Source organism: Roseixanthobacter finlandensis, from assembly GCF_043195105.2.
Classification (GTDB): domain Bacteria; phylum Pseudomonadota; class Alphaproteobacteria; order Rhizobiales; family Xanthobacteraceae; genus NCEH01.
The window spans coordinates 368787-387725 of the sequence record NZ_CM195536.1; the positions used below are offsets into that span (position 1 = coordinate 368787).

The following is an 18939-nucleotide window of genomic DNA, read 5'->3' on the forward strand; positions in this document are numbered from 1 at the left end:
TTATGAGCTGGATGCCGTCCTCCGATCCGGTGCTGGGCGATGCGCCGTCCTGCGATGCGCTCGATCTTGTGATCGTGCCGCGCGTGCGCGACCTCGGCGACGGCTTTTCCGTGCGTCGCGCGCTGCCCCATGGCAAACGCCAGATGGTTGGCCCGTTCATCTTCTTCGATCAGATGGGGCCGGTGCAGTTCATGGCCGGCCAGGGGCTGGACGTGCGGCCCCATCCCCATATCGGCCTTGCCACCGTGACCTATCTGTTCGACGGCAAGATCATGCATCGCGACAGCGAGGGCAATGCGCTGGAAATCACCCCCGGCGCCATGAACCTCATGACCGCCGGGCGCGGTATCGCCCATTCCGAGCGCTCGCCGCTGGAGGCCCGCGCGGGCAATGCCGCCGGCACTATGTACGGCATCCAGAGCTGGATCGCGCTGCCCGCCGCCCATGAGGAGACCAACCCCTCATTCCAGCACTTTGCCTCCACCGACCTGCCGGTGATCGAGGATACCGGCGTGTGGGCGCGCGTGATCGCCGGCGCGGCCTTCGGCCAGCGCTCGCCGGTGGGCATGCTCTCCGACTGGCTCTATGCGGAAGTGGCCTTGCAGCCTGGCGCGAGCGCGCCGCTCGACGCCGACACCGAGGAGCGGGCGATCTATGTGGTTTCCGGCGAGATCGAGATTGCCGGCGACGTGTTCGAGGGGCCGCGCCTTTTGATCTTCCGCCCCGGCGACCGCATCACAGTGCGCGCCCGCACGCCGGCCCGCATGATGTTCCTCGGCGGCACGGCGCTGGAGGGACCGCGCTATCTCTGGTGGAATTTCGTCTCCTCCCGCAAGGAGCGCATCGAGCAGGCAAAGGAAGACTGGAAGACCGGCCGTTTCGCCGCAGTGCCGGGGGAACACGAGTTCATCCCGCTGCCGGAGTAAGGATGGGCCTTGCGGAGGACCTGCTGAGATAGGGACGCCTGCGGCGGGGTTTTGCGCTGGGTCCCGGCTCGCATTGCGCTGACGCTCCATGCGTCCGGGACGCGAGAGCCGCCCTTGTGTCCCAGCCGACTGAAACGAAGCGTAGCGCAGTGGAAGGAGAGCCGGGACGAAGCGCAAGGACTCTCGCGCAGCGGTCCTTCTCTTCCCATATCCTGACCCCTAAAGCCGGTCCCGCAGCGCGTAATAGCTGAGCCCCGCCACCAGCAGGGGATAGCGCAGCAGCGTGCCGCCGATGAAGGGCGGCACGGGCAAGCGTTCCAGAAGGTCGAGCCGCCCCATTTGGCCGCGCACCGCCTCGGCCAGAATCTTGCCGAACAGGGGTGCCAGTACCACGCCCTGGCCGGAATAGCCGGCGGATGCCAGCACATGAGGCGAGAGGCGGCGCACGAAGGGGTTGCGCGTCATGGTGATGCCGAGCGTGCCGCCCCAGCCGTAATCGAGCTTCACATCGGCCAATTGCGGGAAGATGCGGGCCAGGAAGGGCCGCACGAATTCCATCACCTGCGGGCGCAGCGAGCGGCGATAGCTTTCCCCGCCGCCGAACAGCAGGCGGCGGTCCGGCGTCATGCGGAAATAATTCACCACGAACCGGCTGTCGGCCACCGCCGCCCGTCCGCGAATGATGCCGTCCGCCCGTTCGCCCAGGGGCTCGGTGACGGCGATGTAATTGTTGATGGGCATGACGTGGTGGTCCACCCGCCGGTCGAGCCCGTCCATGAGGCCATTCCCGCAGAGCAGCAGCAGATCGGCTTTCACCCGCCCTCCGTCGGTCTCGACACTTACGCCTCCGCCGGCACTCGCGCCCTCGGCAAGGCGCAGGGCGCGGCTGTGCTCGAAGATACGGGCGCCGGCGCCGAGTGCCGCCCGGGCGAGGCCGAGGGCGAAATTCAGCGGGTGGAGATGGCCCGCCCCATGGTCGATCAGTCCGCCATAATAGCCGGGCGCACCAACCATGGCGTGCAATTGGTCGCGGCTCAGGGGCTCGGTCTTGGTGTAGCCATAGGTCTCGGCGAGATGGCGGCCATAGGCGTGGCTCTCGGCGACAAAATTGGGCTTGTGGTCGGCCGTGATCAGGCCCGGCGTGAGATCGCAGGCGATGGCGTGGCGCGAGATGAGGTCGGCGGCGAGCGCCTTCGCCTCCTCGGCGAGATCCCAGAGCTTGCGGGCATCTTCAAGGCCCAGCGCCTGTTCCAGATAATCCTGGTGGCGCCGCTGGCCGCTGTGGATCTGCCCGCCATTGCGCCCCGAGGCGCCCGAGCCCACGCGGCCGCCTTCCAGAACCACCACGTCCATGCCGGCTTGCGCGAGATGAAGCGCGGCGGAGAGCCCGGTATAGCCGGCGCCGACGATCACCACGTCCGCACGCACGGCGCCGGAGAGATGCGGCAGCTCCGGAAACGGGGTCGCGGTTGCCGCATACCAGGATTGGGGATGGCCGCCGAACGTCATGACTGTCCCTGTGTGGTGAGGCTGGAGAAGTCTCGCTGGGGGCGGCGGGCGGACGGAAGACCTTCGGGCCGTCGCGCTCTGCGCCGCATCCTGCCCCCTCCCTACCCCTCCCCCCGCAAGCGGGAGAGGGAATCTCCGGCTCTTCGTGGCGCCGCCTCGCTTCAGAGCGGTGCTCCCTCTCCCGCTTGCGGGGGAGGGTTGGGGAGGGGAACGCGGCTGCTCCACCGGCAGCTTCTGCCGGGAGAAGCGCCTTCACACGTTCAGCAGCAGATACTCCCGCTCCCACGGCGAGATCACCCGCATGAAGGTCTCGAACTCCGCCTGCTTCACCGCCGCATAGGTGGCGATGAAGCTCTTGCCGAGCACTTCGGCGAGATCCTCGTTTTCCTCGAAGGCGGCCACCGCCTCCAACAGTCCGCGCGGCAGGTCGAAGTCCAGGTCCTTGGCATCGCCTTCCAGCGGCTCGGTGGGGCGCAGGCCCTTCTGGATGCCGATATAGCCGCAGGCCAGCGACGCCGCGATGACGAGATAGGGGTTGGCGTCGGAGGAAGGAACGCGGTTCTCCACCCGGCGGGCAGCCGGCGGGGCGGGGGGTACGCGCAGGCCGGCGGTACGGTTGTCATAGCCCCATTGCACATTGATCGGCGCCATGGAATCCCGCGTCAGCCGGCGGTAGGAATTCACGTATGGCGCCAGGATGCACATGACCGAGGGCAGGTATTTCTGGTGCCCGGCGAGGAACGAGAAGAATTCCGGCGTCGGGTCGCCGTCGTCGTCGGAGAAGATGTTCTTCCCCGTCTCCGCCGACACCACCGACTGGTGGATGTGCATGGCGCTGCCCGGCTCGTTGGCGATCGGCTTCGCCATGAACGTGGCGTAGATCTTGTGGGCGAGCGCGGCCTCGCGAATGGTGCGCTTGAACAGGAACACCTGGTCGGCGAGTTCCAGCGGATCACCGTGGCGCAGATTGATTTCCATCTGCGCCGCGCCGTCCTCGTGGATCAGCGTGTCGATCTCCAGGCCCTGGGCCTCGGAATAATCGTAGATGTCCTCGAACAGGGCGTCGAACTCGTTCACTGCCTGGATCGAATAGGACTGGCGGCCGATCTCGGGGCGGCCCGAGCGGCCGACCGGCGGCTTCAGGGGGTAGTCGGGGTCCACATTGGGCTCGACCAGATAGAATTCGATCTCCGGCGCCACCACCGGCTTCCAGCCGCGCTTGGCATAGAGCGCCAGCACGTTCTTCAGCACCTGGCGCGGCGCGAGTTCCACCGGGCGGCCGTCGCGATGATAGGCGTTGTGGATGATCTGGGCAGTCGGGTCCTGCGCCCAGGGCACCGAGCACAGGGTGGAGAAATCGGGCTCCAGCACGAGGTCGGAATCCGCGATCACGGAATCCACCAGCCCCTCATAGGAGGGATACTCGCCGGAAATGGTCTGGAAAAAGACCGAGAGCGGCAGGTTCATCACCGGGGAGGAGAGGAATTTCGAGGCCGGCATGATCTTGCCCCGGGCGACACCCGCAAGGTCCGGGACGGTGCATTCGATCTCGGTGATGCCGCGGGACACCATCCAGGCTTTCGCCTCCGCCAGGGATTTAACACCGCGCGGCAGCGCCAGATGTTCCGATTCGCCCGCTTTGCTCCGTTTAGCCATGATGTCCTCTCGCGTGACCGAACGCACGCCAAGCCAGGGAACACCTGCCCATGGGGCGAAGTCAACGCGGGCTGTGCTGCAACACGGGAAAAGCGCAAAGGAACGGGAGTGGAACGAATCGCGGCCGAATCGAGAGTCGGGCAAGGTTCGTGTTTTGCCCCGTACTAGGGCTAGTGGGACTCTGCTCCCGGTAACCGATTCCGGTGGCGAACGCGGGCGTCGCTATTGTGGTTTGGGCGCGTTAACCGGAACCGCATTTTCCTTCACCACGGTCGCGAAGGCGGTCGCCTCCAGGATCGCGGTGCCGATCATGGTGGCGACCGAGACCTTGAACGGCGCCAGCAGGCGGGTGCCGGCAACCGGCACCAGCCATACGTACATCTCTTTGTTTTCCTGCATGTATTTAACGGTGTAGCGGGTTGGCCGGTGCCCCGCGACGGGGGTGTAGGCGGCGCGGCACACCACGGCCGGGCCGCTGTAGCCTTTGGCCAGCTTCACCTGTTCCACCCGCAGATAGCTCAGCGAGATGTCGTAGCGCTGGCGGCCGTCGAACACCGGGATCGACCGGTCGCAGGCGGCGGCGGAGAGCATGTCGACGGTGCCGGGCACATAGACGAAGGCGCCGCTCATGGGATCGATGACGTTGGTGAGATGGGCCTCGGTGATTTCCACGCGATCCGGCAGGGGCTTGATGGGCGGCTCGACCACCAGTTCCTTCACCGCGTTGTTCACCACCGCGAACCGCACGCCCTCGGTCTTGCCATCCGCCTCGGCCGCGACCGCGAACACCTGCGGCACCACTTTGCCCATGCCGATGGCGCCGCGCGCCGCGACGCTGCCCTTGCCGGAGGAGACCGCGCGCAGGACACCGGTGATGCGGCCGGTGGCGGCGATTTCGTAGCTCGTGCCGGTGGCCTCGGCCACCAGGGTGGCGCGGCCGATCTCGACCCCGCCCACGCTAAGGGAATATTTCGCATCGAGCCGCCCGTCGGCCCGCGCGGCGCCAATCGCCGCCGGCAGGACCGCGCCCAGGCACAGCGCGAAGGCCGCGAACGGCCCCAGGCGGTGGAGGAGGCGACCCACAAGGGAAGCAACGTCGATCATCATTGGGTCCTGGAAAGGCGGCGGTTCGGCACCCGGCGGAGCGTCCGGCCCTGCTGCTGTCTCCCGAATGCCGGGCGAAGGCGGCTGAACTGTGGCTCCCGGGCGTGGCACATGGCGGCGATTCGGGCCGAAAAATGACCCGCAGCGCCGCTCGAGAGGTGTTGGTTATTGACTTCCCACCTCAGAGTCACGATCTTCTGTGTCCGCTCTTGGTCGGGGGCTTCTGGCTGCGCGCTTCCATATGAAGTTGCGCGCCGATTCCCTAAGCCGCGCGCGATCCAATTTAATGGCAGAGGAGATTTTCGCCATTCGTCGCCCCATGAGACCCGTCGCGCCGGAAAAGGATGGACCGCGCGTCAATGAGGAAATCCGCATCCGCGAAGTGCAGCTGATCGACCAGGATGGGCAGAACCGCGGTGTGGTGGCAATCCGCGATGCCCTCCAGCTCGCGCAGGAAGCCGGCCTCGATCTCGTGGAGATCGCGCCCAATTCCGCCCCGCCCGTCTGCAAGATCCTCGATTTTGGCCGGTTCAAGTATCAGAACCAGAAGAAGGCCAGCGAGGCGCGCAAGAAGCAGAAGGTGGTCGAGGTCAAGGAAATCAAGCTGCGGCCCGGCATCGACACGCATGACTACGAAGTGAAGATGCGCTCCATGCAGCGGTTCTTCGAAGAGGGCGACAAGGTGAAGGTCACCCTGCGCTTCCGTGGCCGTGAGATGGCGCATCAGGACATCGGCTACAAGCTGCTGCAGAAGCTGCGCGACGATGTCGCCACCATCGCCAAGGTGGAAGCCGAGCCGATGCTGGAAGGCCGGCAGATGATCATGATCCTGGCGCCGCGCTGAGCGGCGACGGAAACACGGTCCGAACCATCGTCGACCAAAAAGCCCGGATCTCTCGATCCGGGCTTTTTCTTTGGCGTCAGCCCGAGCGGGCGGGCGGGATTCGCATCCCGGAACGCTCCGCCGCTCTCAGGCGGGTGTGCCGTCAGGGGCAGGGATGGCGCACGCCGTCATAGCCGAGATAGGTGCCACTGGCGGGATCGAAGGACCGGTACTTCGAGGAGCAATAGGCGATCCAATTGCCCTGCGGCGGGGCGGAATTCGCCGCATTGGCCGCGCTCGCCGCCGCCGCGCCCAACATCAGCCCGCCGACCACACCGGCTGCGACCGCCGCGCCATTGTTGTTGCAGCCGCCCCAGCCGCAATTGCGATAGCCGTAGCGCGGGCCGTAATAACGCGGTCCCGGACCACGCCAGCCGGGACCCCGCCAGCCGGGGCCACGCGGGCCGTGCCATTGCACATTGGTCAGCGAACCCGCGTCCGCCGTGAGGCCGGCCGGGGCGGGCCGCAGCGGCTGCGCCTGCGCGCCGGACAGGGTGAAGGCCGCGCTGAGACTAGCGGCGGCAATGAGAGAAAGGGTCTTGCGCATCGGATGCTTCTCCTTTGGGAAAGGAAACGCCCAGGAGGCGGAAAAGATCGCCGCCCTCACGCCCCTGTGATTGCGAGGCGTGCGGCGGCAGCGTCCGGGGAGGACCGAGCGCAGCGCAAACCTTCGGTTCGAAAACCCTGCGCCAGCACCCGTTCGCCGGGAAAACCGTGCGGCGAATGTGTCCACGGCAGAAGGATGGACGATAGAAGAGGGGACGATAGAGAGGCGCAGAAACGGCGCGCGCGGGCGGCGCCGTTCCTGGCGGGGAGATCGAGGGCTGCGGACTCAGGGGCAGGGATGCCGCCGTCCGTCATAGCCGAGGAAGGTTCCGGTGCGCGGGTTGTAGGAGCGATAGCGCTGGGAGCAATAGGCGACCCAATTGGTGCCGGGCCCAGGCCCCTGGTTGGCCGCCAGCGCCGCCGCCGAGCCGATCACGACGCCGGTGGCCACGGCGCCGCCATAGCCCCATCCGGGACCCCAGCCGCCGCCCCATCCGGGACCCCAGCCCCAGCCGGGGCCATAGACCGGCGCATAGCCCCAGCGGGGACCCCAGCCCGGCCGGCCCCATCCCGGACCCCAGCCGGAACGATTCCAGCCCGGGCCCGGACCCCAGGCCGGCCGCCCGGCCCAGCCGGGCCGTCCCCAGCCGGGGCGTCCCGCCCATCCGGCGCCGCCCCATCCGGGACGTCCGTGCCAGCCGCGGCCGCCCCATCCCGGGCGTCCGCCCCAGCCGCGACGATATTGCACCTGCTCGATGGGAAAAGCGGCCGTGCTGGTCGCTTTCGCGCTCAAGGGCTGCATCGCCCCGAGCCGCAAAGCCTGCGCGCCGGCCGGCGCCATACTGAACGCAAAGCCCGCCACCGCGAGGGCGGCGGTGAAGACTGAAACACGCAAAGGCGTCCTCATCGTCATCTCCTGCCCGGATTCCCGCCGGGCGCAAGGCACGAGGCTCCACGCCTCAATTCGGCAACAAAGCAGAGCGAACGGGCGCAAAGATGGCGGCTTGAGCCTTGGCGGGCGCCGCCGGCATTTTCCCACGCGCGGTTTTGCAAGGGGAGCCGGCTTGCGTTTCGCGTGACAGTCCTGTAACGAGTGCGGCCTTCGAACCGGCCGGCGACAAGGGCTGCCGTGTTGGTTCTTTTCGCTCATATCAACAAAAGGCTGAATGCCCCGTGCGGCAACGTGCGGCGGATGGCGGTCACGGAGAGCAAAATGCCCAAGATGAAGACCAAGTCGGGAGCAAAAAAACGCTTCCGTCTGACGGGTACCGGGAAAGTTATCGCCGCCCAGGCCGGTAAGCGGCACGGGATGATCAAGCGGACCAATGCCCAGATCCGCAACCAGCGCGGCACCACCATCCTTTGCGAGAGCGATGGACGGGTGATCCGCAAGTCGTTCCTGCCGAACGGCTGACGCACTGCGATCTGAAGGAGATCATCCATGGCCCGCGTGAAACGTGGCGTAACTTCCCACGCCAAGCATAAGAAGGTCTATGAAGCCGCAAAGGGCTTCTATGGCCGTCGCAAGAATACCATCCGCGCAGCGAAGTCGGCCGTCGAACGGTCGATGCAATATGCCTATCGCGATCGCAAGGTGAAGAAGCGCACGTTCCGCGCGCTCTGGATCCAGCGCATCAACGCCGGCGTGCGCGAACTCGACCTCGGCCTCACCTATGGCGGCTTTATCAACGGTCTCGCGAAGGCGGGGATCGAAGTCGACCGCAAGGTGCTCTCGGATATCGCCATCCATGAGCCCGAGGCGTTCAAGGCCCTGGTGGAGAAGGCCAAGGCCGCTCTGGCCTGAGGCCTTATCAGGCGCGACCCGCCCGACCGAGACTGACAAGCCCCGCGCGGAGATCCGTTCGGGGCTTTTCGCTTTGCGCGCGCCGTGACTATAAATTGCGCCGATTTCATCCCGTCATGGCCGGGCTTGTCCCGGCCATCCCCGCGCTGCCGTCAGTGCCCGCCTTGTCGAAGGGTGGGCAGGCCGGACGAGCGTGGATCCCCGGACAAGCCCGGGGATGACGGCATAACGCATGGCTGTATCTGAAGGCCTCAATCCATGTCCGAGCTCGTTTTGACCGATCATCCCGGCCTCGATGCCCTGGAGCGCGAGGTTTCCGCCGGGATTCTCGCGGCGGGAGACGAAGCCGCGCTCGAAGCGGTGCGCATCGCCGCCCTCGGCAAGAAGGGCAGCGTCTCCGAACTGCTGAAATCGCTCGGCGGCATGACCCCGGACGAGCGCAAGACCATGGGTCCGGCCATCAACGGCCTGCGCGACCGGGTGCAGGGCCTGCTGGCCGTCCGTAAGGAGGCACTGAAGTCCGCCGCCCTGGAAGCGCGCCTCGCCACCGAACGGGTGGACGTGAGCCTGCCGGTGCGCGAGCCGCGCGCCGAAATCGGCCGGGTGCATCCCATCACCCAGGTCACGGAAGAATTGACGGCGATTTTCGCGGACATGGGCTTCTCCGTTGCGGAAGGGCCCGATATCGAGACCGATTTCTATAATTTCACCGCGCTGAACTTCCCCGCCGGCCACCCGGCGCGGGAGATGCACGACACCTTCTTCCTGCCGCCCAATGCCGAGGGCGAACGCAAGGTGCTGCGCACCCACACCTCCCCGGTGCAGGTGCGCACCATGATGAGCAAGACCCCGCCGATCCGCGTCATCTGTCCCGGCCGCACCTATCGCTGCGACAGCGACCAGACCCATACCCCCATGTTCCACCAGGTGGAGGGGCTGGTGATCGACAAGGGCTCCCACATGGGCCACCTGAAGTGGATCCTGCAGGAATTCTGCAAGGCCTTCTTCGAGGTGGAGAATGTGACGATGCGCTTTCGCCCGTCCTTCTTCCCCTTCACCGAGCCGAGCATGGAAGTGGATATCCAGTGCGACCGCTCGCGCCCCGGCGAGATCCGCTTCGGCGAGGGCAATGACTGGCTGGAGATTTTGGGCTGCGGCATGGTGCATCCCAATGTGCTGCGCAATTGCGGCATCGACCCGGACATCTACCAGGGCTTTGCCTGGGGCATGGGCATCGACCGCATCGCCATGCTGAAATACGGCATGAGCGACCTGCGCGCCTTCTTCGAGGCGGATGTGCGCTGGCTCTCCCGCTACGGCTTCCGCCCGCTGGACTTCCCGACCTTGGCCGGTGGGTTGAGCGCGTGAACCACCTTGAATTCCCCTCCCCCCTTGCGGGGGAGGGCTTTAAAATGCTGTTTCCGCTCCCTCTCCCGCATGCGGGGGAGGGCTGGGGAGGGGGAATGCAACGCTTCCTTCAGGAGCACGCCATGGTGGAGGACGACCCGAAGCCGCGCTGGCATGTCGGCCGCGTTCAGCGCGCCCGTGCCCGCGATTTGCGTGCCTCGCCCACCGATGCCGAGCAGGTGCTCTGGTTTGAACTGCGCGCCCATCGGCTCGATGGCCTGCGCTTTCGCCGACAGTATCCGCTCGCCGGCTATATCGTTGATTTCGCTTGCCTATCCGCACGTCTGATCCTTGAAGTGGACGGCGGGCAGCATTATCAGGAGCCCGGCCGCACGAGTGATGCGCGGCGTGATGCCGTCTTCGCCTCAAAGGGCTTTCGGGTTCTTCGCTTCAGCAATCTCGACGTGCTGAAGAACCTGTCGGGCGTGCTTGAAGCCATCGTCGCGGCGGCCTCGACCGCTCTGCCCCCTCCCAACCCTCCCCCGCAAGCGGGAGAGGGCTATGCCGACCCTTCGAAAATCATTGATCCACCTTCATCGCAGGCTTCTCCGCCCCCTCTCCCGCTTGCGGGGGAGGGCTGGGGAGGGGGAAGCGGAGCATCAGAATGAAATTCACCTTCTCCTGGCTCCAAGAGCATCTCGAGCCCACGGCCTCCTTCGATGAGATCGTCGATCGCCTCTCCCTGATCGGCCTCGAAGTGGAGGGCGTGGAGGACAAGGCGAAGGCATTGGCGCCGTTCGTCGTCGGCGAGGTGCTGACCGCGCAGAAGCATCCCAATGCCGACAAGCTGAAGGTCTGCACCGTCTCCATCGGGAAAGGCGAGCCGATCCAGGTGGTGTGTGGCGCGCCCAATGCCCGCGCCGGCCTCAAGACCGTGTTCGCCGCGCCCGGCACCATCATTCCCACCACCGGCACCGAGCTGAAGATCGGCAAGATCCGCGATGTGGAAAGCCGCGGCATGCTGTGCTCTGCCCGTGAGATGGGCCTTTCGGAAGAGCACGACGGCATCATGGAATTGCCGGAAGACGCGCCCGTGGGCGCGCCGTTCGCGCAGGTGCTGGGCCTGAACGACCCGGTGGTGGAAATCGCCGTCACCCCGAACCGCGCCGATTGCCTTGGCGTGTCCGGCGTCGCGCGCGATCTTGCCGCCGCCGGCCTCGGCGAACTGCTCGCCCCGCGCATCGCGCCGGTGGAGAGCAAATTCCCCGCGCCGCTGAACGTGACGCTCGATTTCGGAGAGACACCTTCGCTCTGTCCGGCCTTTGCGCTGCGGGTGATCCGGGGTGTGAAAAACGGCCCCTCGCCCGAGTGGATGCAGGAGAAACTGCGCGCCATCGGCCTGCGGCCCATCAATGCGCTGGTGGACGTGACGAATTTCCTCACCTTCGACCGCAACCGGCCGCTGCATGTGTTCGACCTGAACAAGGTGAAGGGTGATCTCGTGGTGCGCCGCGCCAAGGCCGGGGAGACCTTGCTGGCGCTCGACGGCAAGACCTATACGCTCGACGAGAGCATGTGCGTCATCGCGGACGACAAGGGCGTTGAGAGCCTCGCCGGCGTCATGGGCGGCGAAGAAAGCGGCTGCGACGAGACCACCACCGACGTGGTGATCGAAAGCGCGCTCTGGGAGCCCATCAATATCGCCCAGACCGGCCGCAAGCTGGGGCTGAATTCGGACGCCCGGTTCCGCTTCGAGCGCGGCATCGACCCCGCCTTCACCGTGCCGGGGCTGGATCTCGCGACCCATATCATTCTCGACATCTGCGGCGGCGAGCCCTCGCAAATGGTGCTGGCCGGGGCGATCCCCGATACCGCCCGCACCATCGATTTCCCGCTCGCCGAGGTGAAACGGCTGTCGGGCCTCGAGGCGAGCGAAGCGGAAATCCGCGACGTGCTCACCCGCCTCGGCTTTGCGGTCTCCGGCGCCGCGCCGGTGGTGCAGGTGGTGCCGCCCTCCTGGCGTGCCGATATCGAGGGCAAGGCGGATCTGGTGGAAGAGGTGGTGCGCATCCTCGGCCTTGCCCGCGTGCCCGCCACCGAATTCCCCCGCACTGACGACGCCCGCCGTCCCGTGCTGACGCCGCTGCAAATGCGCGTCCGCAAGGCGCGCCGGGCGCTCGCCGCGCGCGGCATGGTGGAGGCGGTCACCTGGTCGTTCGTCTCCAAGGCGCAGGCCGAGTTGTTCGGCGGCGGCGCGCCGGAACTGGCGCTGTCCAATCCGATCGCCTCGGAACTGTCCGACATGCGGCCGAGCCTGCTGCCGGGTCTTATCCGCTCGGCCCAGGCCAATGCGGACCGGGGCTATGGCGAGGTGGCGCTGTTCGAGGTGGGGCAGGTGTTCGCCGGCGACCAGCCGAAGGACCAGCGCATGTCCGCGACCGGTATTCGCCGGGCGACCGCCAAGCCCGAGGGCGCGGGGCGCCATTGGGCGAGCGCGGCAAAGAGCGTGGATGCCTTCGACGCCAAGGCCGATGCCCTGGCGGCGCTCGCGGCCGTGGGCGCGCCGGTGGCCAACCTCCAGGTTACGACCGATGCGCCCGCCTGGTACCATCCCGGCCGTTCGGCGAGCCTGCGCCTCGGCTCCAACGTGCTCGCCACCTTCGGCGAACTGCATCCGCGCGTGCTGGAAGCGCTGGATGTGAGCGGGCCGCTGGTGGCCTTCGAGATCATCCTCGATCGCATCGCGGAACCCAAGGCCAAGCCCACCAAGGTGAAGCCGCCGCTGGATCTTTCCGCCTTCCAGCCGGTGCGCCGCGACTTCGCCTTCCTGGTGGATCGCACGGTGGCGGCGGGCGATATCCTGCGGGCGGCCCAGGGCGTGGACAAGAAGCTGATCACCGACGCCTCCGTGTTCGACGTCTATGAGGGCGTGGGCATCGAGGACGGCAAGAAGTCCATCGCCATCGAGATCACGCTCCAGCCGCGCGAGCGCACGCTGACCGACGCGGAGATCGAGGCCGTGGCGGCGAAGATCGTCGCCGACGTCGCGAAGAAGACCGGCGCCAGCCTGCGCGGCTGAGGCCGGGACGGGGGGATGCGGCCTTTTCGTCGCTCCCTCCCTCTCGCTTTGGCCAAGCGGCATCTCCGGAGCGCCTTGCCGCGCGGGCGTGGTGCGCCTTACCCTCGTTCGGGCTTAGGAGCGGGGGACGGAATGGGTGCGACGGGAGGCTGCCTGTGCGGTGGCGTGCGTTATGAGATCGCCGGCTCGTTGGCCGACCCCATCGCCTGCCACTGTTCCCAGTGCGCCCGCACCAGCGGCAATTTCGTCGCCATGGCGTGTTGCAAGAGCGACGATCTCACCCTCATCCGATCCGAGACCCTGGTTTGGTTTCGATCCTCGGCCGCCGTCACGCGGGGATTCTGCGCGCGCTGCGGGGGCAACCTGTTCTGGCGGGCGGACCCTGGCATCGAGACCTATGTGACCGCGGGAACGCTCGATCCGCCCACCGGCCTGAAGCTAGCCGGCCACATCTATGTCGGGTCGAAATCGGATTATTACGAACTGGCCGATGGTCTGCCGCAAAAGGAAGAATGGTAGCGCGCCTACGAGGTAAAACGCGATGTCGCCACCTATTGGGAAATGCTCGCGGCGCCTGTCACGCCCAGCACCCGCAGGGCCTGGGTCGCCGCGCGCTCGCCGGACAGCCAGGCGCCGTTAACCGTGCCCCACAGCGTCTCATGGGCATGCTCGCCGGCGAACATCAGCCGGCCGTTGACCACTTCGGTGAAGGCGCGGCGCAGATTGCCGCTGCCGGGCAGGGCGCAGGAGAAGGCGCCGAGCGCCAGCGGCTCCTTGGTCCAACGGGTCTGGTGTACCTTCCCCACGCGCGCAGCGATATCGGCGCCGAATTCGCGCGTCAGCGCTTCCTTCAGGAAGGCGGCGCCGGAATTGGGTGGCCCGTTGGCCAGCTCCTGGGCGAACTTGCCGCCCACGTCCAGCATGTGCAGGTCGCTGCCGCCCATGCGGGCGATGAGCGCGAAGGTGCGCGGGCTGTCGGCCTTCACGTGTACCGTCTCGTCCGGCGAGAGGCGCAGCGGATTGCCGGGCAATTCGAAGGCGATGTGATCGTAGGCACCGAGGGTGATGCGGTCGATGGCGCTGCGATAGCGAAGCGGCAGGCCGGGATTGACGCGGATCTTCCCTGCCAGCAACAAGCTCGGCGGCACCGCGAGGATCACGGCCCGGCCGGAGAGCGTGCCCTTGTTGGTGGAGACGTGCACCTGCCGTCCGCCCATGTCGACGCTCGTGGCATTGGTCTCGAACCGCACCGAGAGGCCGTCCGCCATCTTGGCCACCAGCGCGCCATAGCCCTGGCGGCAGAACAGATCCTCGCCGCGCTCCTCGGACCGGGAGAAATCCACGCTCGACACCTGGTCGAGATCCTTGGCGCAGCTGAACGGCCCGGCCACGAAGGCGGCGCTCGGTCCCCAGGTGCCAAGGTCGGGCAGCACCCGCGAGGCCGCAAAGTCGCGCCCGGCGTCTCCGGCGGCGCCGATGGCGCGTTCGCCGCGGCGCACGGCCGAGACGAAATCCTCATAATCATTCTGCGAGGCTTCGCGGCCATTGATGTAGAGGCGGGCCCCCTGCGGCGCGGCATAAAGATCGAAACCTGCCTGCTGGCCGAGCTCAGCCAGCGGATTGTTGTCGGGGGCATGCAGCCAGTGGGCGCCGCGATCGAAGGGCACGCCGAATAGGCTGGTATCGGTGAACGCGCGCCCGCCGACGCGCTTGCTGGCTTCGATCAGGGCATAGCTGCGCCCGGCGGCGGCGATCTTGCGGGCGGCGGAGATGCCGGCTGCTCCGGCGCCGACGATCACAACATCCACCTGCCCGGATGCCGGCACCTGCCCGAGCGCGCGGGCGGCGCCGAGGGGCGCTGCGGCCAAGGCTGAGGCTCCGGCGATGAAAGCCCGGCGGGTCATGGGGGAGGGGGGCGGTCTGCGTGTCACGATGCGGCGGACGCTAGCATGGCCGGAAGCCGCGCGCGACCGGGCCGGCCCGGTGCACCCGTCCTCCGGCGATCACATCTCGCGCGCAAGATAGCGCCCGCGCACACGTCCGGCCCGCTCAATTCTTGCGCTCGGCGACAAAGCGCGCCGCCTCCGAAAGGATCGCGCCGCGCGCACCGAAGGGGGCGAGTGCGCCTTGCGCCTCGGCCACCAGTTCTGCCAGAAGCGCGCGTGCCGCGTCCACGCCGAGGCTCGCCACCAGGGTCGCCTTGCCGGCGGTCACATCCTTGCCGGCGGTCTTGCCGAGATCGGCGGTACTGCCCTCGATGTCGAGAATGTCGTCGGCGATCTGGAATGCCGCGCCGAGTGCCCGGCCATAAGCCGCGAGCGCCGCGCGTTCCGCGCCCGTCGCGCCGCCGAGCAGCGCGCCCGCATCCACCGAAACCGCAAGCAAGGCGCCGGTCTTCATGGCCTGGAGATCGCGAATTTCGTCCATGGACAAAGCGAGCGGCGCGCCATCGGCGAACCGGCCCTCGGCGGCGAGGTCGAGCATCTGCCCGCCCACCATGCCGCCCATGCCCGCCGCCCGCGCCAGGGCGGACACAAGCGCGATGCGCACGGCGGCATCGGGATGGGTGTCTTCTCCCGCCAGCAGGTCGAAGGCGAGGGTGAGCAGCGCATCGCCGGCGAGGATGGCGGTCGCCTCGCCAAAGGCGATGTGGACCGTCGGCCGCCCGCGCCGCAGTACGTCATTGTCCATGGCGGGCAGATCGTCGTGGACCAGGGAATAGCAATGCACGCATTCCACCGCCGCGGCTGCCGTCACCGCCGCGTCCGGGGAAAGGCCGAACAAAGCGGCTGTCTCCAGGACCAGGAACGGGCGCAGGCGCTTGCCGCCGTCCAGGCTGCCGTGGCGGATCGCCTCCATCAGGCGCTTCGGGCGCAGCCGCTCGCCGGGAAGCGGCGAATCGGCGAGGGCGCGGTCCAGCCGCGCCTGGGCGAGGGCGGCGGCGGCTTCGAGGCGGGCAGGGAGGGGCAGGGACACCGGGCGGGCCTTCGGGCTGGAGCGCGTCGGGGGAAGTGCGCGGTTGACGCGCTCTTCCCGGTGCCCCAACCAGGGCGGGCGGTCAAGCCGCCGGCGGAACCGAAGCTCGACCTTCGCACTTACCGTACGATGTTCTCTCGCCCCGCGGAGCGGCCATGTCCCTGTTCAGGCGGTTCGTGATCCTCGTCCTGGTGCTGGCCCTCGTCCCGTTCGTGCTGTCGGTGCTCTATAATGTGATCAATCCGGTCTCCACCCTGATGCTGGGCCGCTGGCTCACCGGGCAGAGGGTGGAACGCGTCTGGACCCCCATCGGGGACATGGCGCCGATCCTGCCGCGCACCGTCATCGCGTCCGAGGATGCGCGCTTCTGCCAGCATTGGGGCGTGGACGTCACGGAGATCCAGGCTGCCATCGCTCGCGCCGACGACGAGATCGAGGATGCGCGCGGCGCCTCCACCATTTCGATGCAGGTGGCGAAAAACCTGTTCCTGTGGCCCGGCCGCTGGTTCGTGCGCAAGGCGATGGAACTGCCGCTCGCGCTGTGGCTCGACCTGGTGCTGAGCAAAAGGCGGCTGATGGAGATTTATCTCAACATCGCCGAATGGGGACCGGACGGGGAGTTCGGCGTCGAGGCCGGCGCGCGCCGCGCGTTCGGCAAGGGTACGGCCAATCTGACTTCCGAGCAGGCCGCCTTGCTGGCGGTGATGCTGCCCAATCCCCACCGGCGGGATGCTGGCAAGCCTTCCACCGGGGTGCGCCGGCTCGCGGCGCGGCTCCAGGGGCGCGTGGTGTCGGAGGGGCCGGAGATCGTTTCCTGCCTCGGCCCGCGCGGCTAAGGCGGCGCGGCCATGCGCGAAATCCGCCGCCGGCCTTGATTGCGCCGCGCAGGCTCTGCAAAAGGGGGCGGAAACGAGGATCCGATGACCGAAAGCGCCGCTGCCGAAACCGCCGTCCGCCCCAAGATGAAGCCGGGCCTCAAGCTTGCCCTGGAACTCGGTCCGCTGGTGCTGTTCTTCATCGGCAATGCCTATGGCGGCATCTATGTGGCCACCGGCGTGTTCATGGTGGCGACCCTCGCCGCGCTTGCGACCATGTGGGTGCTGGCGCGCCGCATCGCGGTGATGCCGCTGGTCTCGGCGGTGGTGGTGATGGTGTTCGGCACCCTGACGCTGGTGTTGCAGGACGACCATTTCATCAAGATGAAGCCGACCATGGTGAACGCCCTGTTTGGCGCGCTGCTGCTGGGCGGGCTGTTGTTCCGCAAGCCGCTGCTGCCCTATGTGCTGGACGGAATGGTGCGCCTCACCGATCAGGGCTGGCGCATCCTCACCTTGCGCTGGGGCCTGTTCTTCCTGGTCATGGCGGTGTTGAATGAGGTGGTGTGGCGCAGCTTTTCCACCGACACCTGGGTGAACTTCAAGACCTTCGGCTATCTCCCGCTGACCTTCGTGTTCGCCTTCGCCCAGGCGCCGCTGATGGCGCGGTTCGAGGATAAAAGCGATCCGAAGGACTGAATTCAGCTCTCAGCCCGGCTTGCCGGAGAGCTTCGCCACCAGGGGCAGCAAGGTGGAGCGCACCGTCTCCTCACTGAGCGGGCCGACGAATTTGTGGGCGATCGCGCCGTCCGGCCCCACAAGGAAGGTTTCGGGAACGCCGTACACTCCCCATTCGATGGCGGCGCGTCCTTTGGGGTCGGTCCCCACCGCCGCGAACGGCAGGCCATATTGGCCGAGGAACCGGCGCGCATTGTCGGGCGCATCCTTGTAATTGATGCCGATCAGCCGCAGGCGCGGATCCTTGGCGAGCCCCATCAGGATCGGATGTTCCTCCCGGCAGGGCGCGCACCAGGAGGCCCACACATTCACCAGCGTGACCTTGCCTTTGAAGTCCGTGCCGTCGAGCCCCGGCACCGGGGTGCCGTTGTCCAGCAGGCCCGCCAGCGGGGGCAGGGCGAGGCTGGGCGCCGGACGGCCCACCAAAGCGGAGGGGATCTGCGAGGGATCGCCGGCGAACAGGCGCACCAGGAACAAGGCGGCAAGCAGGCCGAAGGCCACCACCGGCAGCAGCACCAGCAGCGGGCGCCGGCGCTTTGCGGCCGGCACAGCGACGGCAGGCGGCGGGGGAGGTCTATCGCTCATGGCCGGCTCCGTTCCGAGCGGCGGCGCACGCCGCGCGCTTCGAGGTCCGCCAGGGCCTTGGCCTGGGCGCGATAGTCGAGCATCAGCCACAGCGTCAGCACGCCGAGGCCGAGCGCGGCGGCGCCATAGGAGGCATAGATGAACAGCGCGTGTTCCATCAGGCCGTGGCCTCCGCTGCCGCGCGCGCTTCCAGCACCTGGACGCGCCGGCGCAGGATCTCCGTGCGCATGGCGATCATGTGCAGGGTCAGGAACAGCAAGGTGAAGCCGAACGCGCAGGTGAGCAGCGGCCAGAGCAGGCTGCCGTCGATGGTGGAGCCGCCCATGCGGAACACCGAGGCCGGCTGGTGCAGCGTGTTCCACCAATCCACCGAGAATTTGACGATCGGCACATTGATGAAACCCACCAAGGTGAGTACCGCCGCCGCCCGTCCGGCGCGGTTGGGCTCGTCGATGGCGGCGCGCAGGGCCATCAGGCCGAGATAGAGCAGAAACAGCACCAGCACCGAGGTCAGCCGCGCGTCCCAGACCCAATAAGTGCCCCACATGGGCCGCCCCCACAGGGCGCCGGTGAGCAGGCACAGGAAGGTGAAGGTGGCGCCGATGGGCGCCGCGGCCTTGTGCGCGACATCGGCCAGCGGATGCCGCCAGACCAATATGCCGAGCGATGAGGCCGCCAGCATGGAATAGCCGAACATGGAGAGCCATGCGAACGGCACGTGGATATACATGATCCGCACCGTCTCGCCCTGCTGGTAGTCCGGCGGGGCGAGGAAGGCGAGGGTGAAGCCGAGCGCCAGGGCGAGCGCCGCCGCCCCCGCCGTCCAGGGAATGAGCCGGGCGGAGAGGGAGAGGAAGCGGGTCGGATTGGCGAAGTCGAGGAGCGCCATGGCTGGCGTTCTAGACCATCTCGAGACTGCAGGGGAGCGTCCCCGATGCGCGATTGTGTGAAACGGGGTGCGGCGGAATGAG

General features: G+C 67.4%; 20 protein-coding genes. 10 read left to right on the forward strand and 10 right to left on the reverse strand.

What is annotated here, in order from left to right; genetic code table 11:
* The first annotated feature begins 2 nt into the window (after positions 1–2).
* A complete protein-coding gene (locus V5G24_RS01785; protein WP_394078966.1) occupies positions 3–926 on the forward strand; it encodes a pirin family protein in 924 nt (307 codons plus the stop codon).
* Positions 927–1145: 219 nt separating this feature from the next.
* Here V5G24_RS01785 and V5G24_RS01790 read toward each other — a convergent pair whose 3' ends face one another.
* The 3 genes from V5G24_RS01790 to V5G24_RS01800 form a co-directional block, all read right to left on the reverse strand.
* Positions 1146–2435, reverse strand: a complete 1290-nt coding sequence (locus V5G24_RS01790; protein ID WP_394078968.1) for an NAD(P)/FAD-dependent oxidoreductase — start codon at positions 2433–2435, stop codon at positions 1146–1148.
* A gap of 252 nt (positions 2436–2687) precedes the next feature.
* On the reverse strand, positions 2688–4091 hold the full coding sequence (locus V5G24_RS01795) for a glutamine synthetase family protein (protein WP_394067619.1): 1404 nt from the start codon (positions 4089–4091) through the stop codon (positions 2688–2690).
* A 222-nt stretch (positions 4092–4313) separates the two neighbouring features.
* Positions 4314–5198, reverse strand: a complete 885-nt coding sequence (locus V5G24_RS01800) for a DUF3108 domain-containing protein (RefSeq protein ID WP_394078970.1) — start codon at positions 5196–5198, stop codon at positions 4314–4316.
* Positions 5199–5514: 316 nt separating this feature from the next.
* Here V5G24_RS01800 and infC point away from each other — a divergent pair, with 316 nt between their 5' ends.
* Positions 5515–6039 (forward strand): translation initiation factor IF-3, encoded by a 525-nt coding sequence (gene infC, locus V5G24_RS01805; RefSeq protein ID WP_348844567.1) that lies wholly within the window; start codon positions 5515–5517, stop codon positions 6037–6039.
* A 142-nt stretch (positions 6040–6181) separates the two neighbouring features.
* Here infC and V5G24_RS01810 read toward each other — a convergent pair whose 3' ends face one another.
* Both V5G24_RS01810 and V5G24_RS01815 read right to left on the reverse strand, forming a co-directional pair.
* Positions 6182–6625, reverse strand: a complete 444-nt coding sequence (locus tag V5G24_RS01810) for a BA14K family protein (protein WP_394078972.1) — start codon at positions 6623–6625, stop codon at positions 6182–6184.
* A 285-nt stretch (positions 6626–6910) separates the two neighbouring features.
* The gene (locus tag V5G24_RS01815) at positions 6911–7531 is read right to left on the reverse strand and encodes a BA14K family protein (protein ID WP_394078974.1); all 621 of its coding nucleotides are present in this window, start codon (positions 7529–7531) and stop codon (positions 6911–6913) included.
* A 306-nt stretch (positions 7532–7837) separates the two neighbouring features.
* On the opposite strand from V5G24_RS01815, the gene rpmI reads away from it, so the two are divergent.
* The 6 genes from rpmI to V5G24_RS01845 all read left to right on the forward strand — a co-directional run bounded on the left by rpmI (position 7838) and on the right by V5G24_RS01845 (position 13373).
* On the forward strand, positions 7838–8038 hold the full coding sequence (gene rpmI, locus V5G24_RS01820) for a 50S ribosomal protein L35 (protein WP_394078976.1): 201 nt from the start codon (positions 7838–7840) through the stop codon (positions 8036–8038).
* A gap of 27 nt (positions 8039–8065) precedes the next feature.
* Positions 8066–8428, forward strand: coding sequence for a 50S ribosomal protein L20 (gene rplT, locus V5G24_RS01825; RefSeq protein WP_394078978.1), 363 nt, complete (start codon positions 8066–8068; stop codon positions 8426–8428).
* Between the two features lie 258 nt (positions 8429–8686).
* A complete protein-coding gene (gene pheS / locus V5G24_RS01830; RefSeq protein ID WP_394078980.1) occupies positions 8687–9796 on the forward strand; it encodes a phenylalanine--tRNA ligase subunit alpha in 1110 nt (369 codons plus the stop codon).
* A gap of 95 nt (positions 9797–9891) precedes the next feature.
* Positions 9892–10443, forward strand: coding sequence for an endonuclease domain-containing protein (locus tag V5G24_RS01835; RefSeq protein WP_394078982.1), 552 nt, complete (start codon positions 9892–9894; stop codon positions 10441–10443).
* Positions 10440–12854: a phenylalanine--tRNA ligase subunit beta gene (pheT, locus tag V5G24_RS01840; RefSeq protein ID WP_394078984.1), complete on the forward strand. Its 2415-nt coding sequence runs from the start codon at positions 10440–10442 to the stop codon at positions 12852–12854. The genes V5G24_RS01835 and pheT overlap by 4 nt, the downstream gene beginning before the upstream one ends.
* Positions 12855–12986: 132 nt before the next feature.
* Complete coding sequence (locus V5G24_RS01845) at positions 12987–13373, forward strand: GFA family protein (protein WP_394078986.1); 387 nt, start codon at positions 12987–12989, stop codon at positions 13371–13373.
* A 32-nt stretch (positions 13374–13405) separates the two neighbouring features.
* Here the strand turns inward: V5G24_RS01845 and V5G24_RS01850 are convergent, their stop codons facing one another.
* Together V5G24_RS01850 and V5G24_RS01855 are read right to left on the reverse strand one after the other, a co-directional pair.
* Positions 13406–14722 carry a flavin monoamine oxidase family protein gene (locus tag V5G24_RS01850; RefSeq protein WP_394078988.1) on the reverse strand — a complete coding sequence of 439 codons (1317 nt, stop codon included), beginning with the start codon at positions 14720–14722 and terminating at the stop codon, positions 13406–13408.
* A 181-nt stretch (positions 14723–14903) separates the two neighbouring features.
* Positions 14904–15830, reverse strand: a complete 927-nt coding sequence (locus V5G24_RS01855; RefSeq protein WP_394078990.1) for a polyprenyl synthetase family protein — start codon at positions 15828–15830, stop codon at positions 14904–14906.
* A gap of 155 nt (positions 15831–15985) precedes the next feature.
* Here V5G24_RS01855 and mtgA point away from each other — a divergent pair, with 155 nt between their 5' ends.
* Together mtgA and V5G24_RS01865 are read left to right on the forward strand one after the other, a co-directional pair.
* The gene (gene mtgA, locus V5G24_RS01860; protein WP_394078992.1) at positions 15986–16666 is read left to right on the forward strand and encodes a monofunctional biosynthetic peptidoglycan transglycosylase; all 681 of its coding nucleotides are present in this window, start codon (positions 15986–15988) and stop codon (positions 16664–16666) included.
* An 84-nt stretch (positions 16667–16750) separates the two neighbouring features.
* Positions 16751–17344, forward strand: a complete 594-nt coding sequence (locus V5G24_RS01865; protein ID WP_394078994.1) for a septation protein A — start codon at positions 16751–16753, stop codon at positions 17342–17344.
* A gap of 9 nt (positions 17345–17353) precedes the next feature.
* Here V5G24_RS01865 and V5G24_RS01870 read toward each other — a convergent pair whose 3' ends face one another.
* The 3 genes from V5G24_RS01870 to V5G24_RS01880 are packed head-to-tail and all read right to left on the reverse strand — an operon-like array spanning position 17354 to position 18857.
* Entirely contained in the window at positions 17354–17968 is a 615-nt protein-coding gene (locus V5G24_RS01870; protein WP_394078996.1) for a DsbE family thiol:disulfide interchange protein, read from the reverse strand.
* Positions 17965–18126, reverse strand: coding sequence for a heme exporter protein CcmD (ccmD, locus tag V5G24_RS01875; RefSeq protein WP_394078998.1), 162 nt, complete (start codon positions 18124–18126; stop codon positions 17965–17967). Before ccmD ends, V5G24_RS01870 begins: the two co-directional genes overlap by 4 nt.
* Complete coding sequence (locus tag V5G24_RS01880) at positions 18126–18857, reverse strand: heme ABC transporter permease (RefSeq protein ID WP_394079000.1); 732 nt, start codon at positions 18855–18857, stop codon at positions 18126–18128. The genes ccmD and V5G24_RS01880 overlap by 1 nt, the downstream gene beginning before the upstream one ends.
* Positions 18858–18939 lie beyond the last annotated feature (82 nt).

What these genes read in the sequence shown, in the direction of transcription:
- V5G24_RS01785 (WP_394078966.1), top strand. Translation starts at nt 3, where the DNA reads ATGAGCTGGATGCCGTCCTCCGATCCGGTGCTGGGCGATGCGCCGTCC.
- V5G24_RS01790 (WP_394078968.1), bottom strand. Translation starts at nt 2,435, where the DNA reads ATGACGTTCGGCGGCCATCCCCAATCCTGGTATGCGGCAACCGCGACC.
- V5G24_RS01795 (WP_394067619.1), bottom strand. Translation starts at nt 4,091, where the DNA reads ATGGCTAAACGGAGCAAAGCGGGCGAATCGGAACATCTGGCGCTGCCG.
- V5G24_RS01800 (WP_394078970.1), bottom strand. Translation starts at nt 5,198, where the DNA reads ATGATGATCGACGTTGCTTCCCTTGTGGGTCGCCTCCTCCACCGCCTG.
- infC (WP_348844567.1), top strand. Translation starts at nt 5,515, where the DNA reads ATGAGACCCGTCGCGCCGGAAAAGGATGGACCGCGCGTCAATGAGGAA.
- V5G24_RS01810 (WP_394078972.1), bottom strand. Translation starts at nt 6,625, where the DNA reads ATGCGCAAGACCCTTTCTCTCATTGCCGCCGCTAGTCTCAGCGCGGCC.
- V5G24_RS01815 (WP_394078974.1), bottom strand. Translation starts at nt 7,531, where the DNA reads ATGAGGACGCCTTTGCGTGTTTCAGTCTTCACCGCCGCCCTCGCGGTG.
- rpmI (WP_394078976.1), top strand. Translation starts at nt 7,838, where the DNA reads ATGCCCAAGATGAAGACCAAGTCGGGAGCAAAAAAACGCTTCCGTCTG.
- rplT (WP_394078978.1), top strand. Translation starts at nt 8,066, where the DNA reads ATGGCCCGCGTGAAACGTGGCGTAACTTCCCACGCCAAGCATAAGAAG.
- pheS (WP_394078980.1), top strand. Translation starts at nt 8,687, where the DNA reads ATGTCCGAGCTCGTTTTGACCGATCATCCCGGCCTCGATGCCCTGGAG.
- V5G24_RS01835 (WP_394078982.1), top strand. Translation starts at nt 9,892, where the DNA reads ATGCAACGCTTCCTTCAGGAGCACGCCATGGTGGAGGACGACCCGAAG.
- pheT (WP_394078984.1), top strand. Translation starts at nt 10,440, where the DNA reads ATGAAATTCACCTTCTCCTGGCTCCAAGAGCATCTCGAGCCCACGGCC.
- V5G24_RS01845 (WP_394078986.1), top strand. Translation starts at nt 12,987, where the DNA reads ATGGGTGCGACGGGAGGCTGCCTGTGCGGTGGCGTGCGTTATGAGATC.
- mtgA (WP_394078992.1), top strand. Translation starts at nt 15,986, where the DNA reads ATGTCCCTGTTCAGGCGGTTCGTGATCCTCGTCCTGGTGCTGGCCCTC.
- V5G24_RS01865 (WP_394078994.1), top strand. Translation starts at nt 16,751, where the DNA reads ATGACCGAAAGCGCCGCTGCCGAAACCGCCGTCCGCCCCAAGATGAAG.
- V5G24_RS01870 (WP_394078996.1), bottom strand. Translation starts at nt 17,968, where the DNA reads ATGAGCGATAGACCTCCCCCGCCGCCTGCCGTCGCTGTGCCGGCCGCA.
- ccmD (WP_394078998.1), bottom strand. Translation starts at nt 18,126, where the DNA reads ATGGAACACGCGCTGTTCATCTATGCCTCCTATGGCGCCGCCGCGCTC.
- V5G24_RS01880 (WP_394079000.1), bottom strand. Translation starts at nt 18,857, where the DNA reads ATGGCGCTCCTCGACTTCGCCAATCCGACCCGCTTCCTCTCCCTCTCC.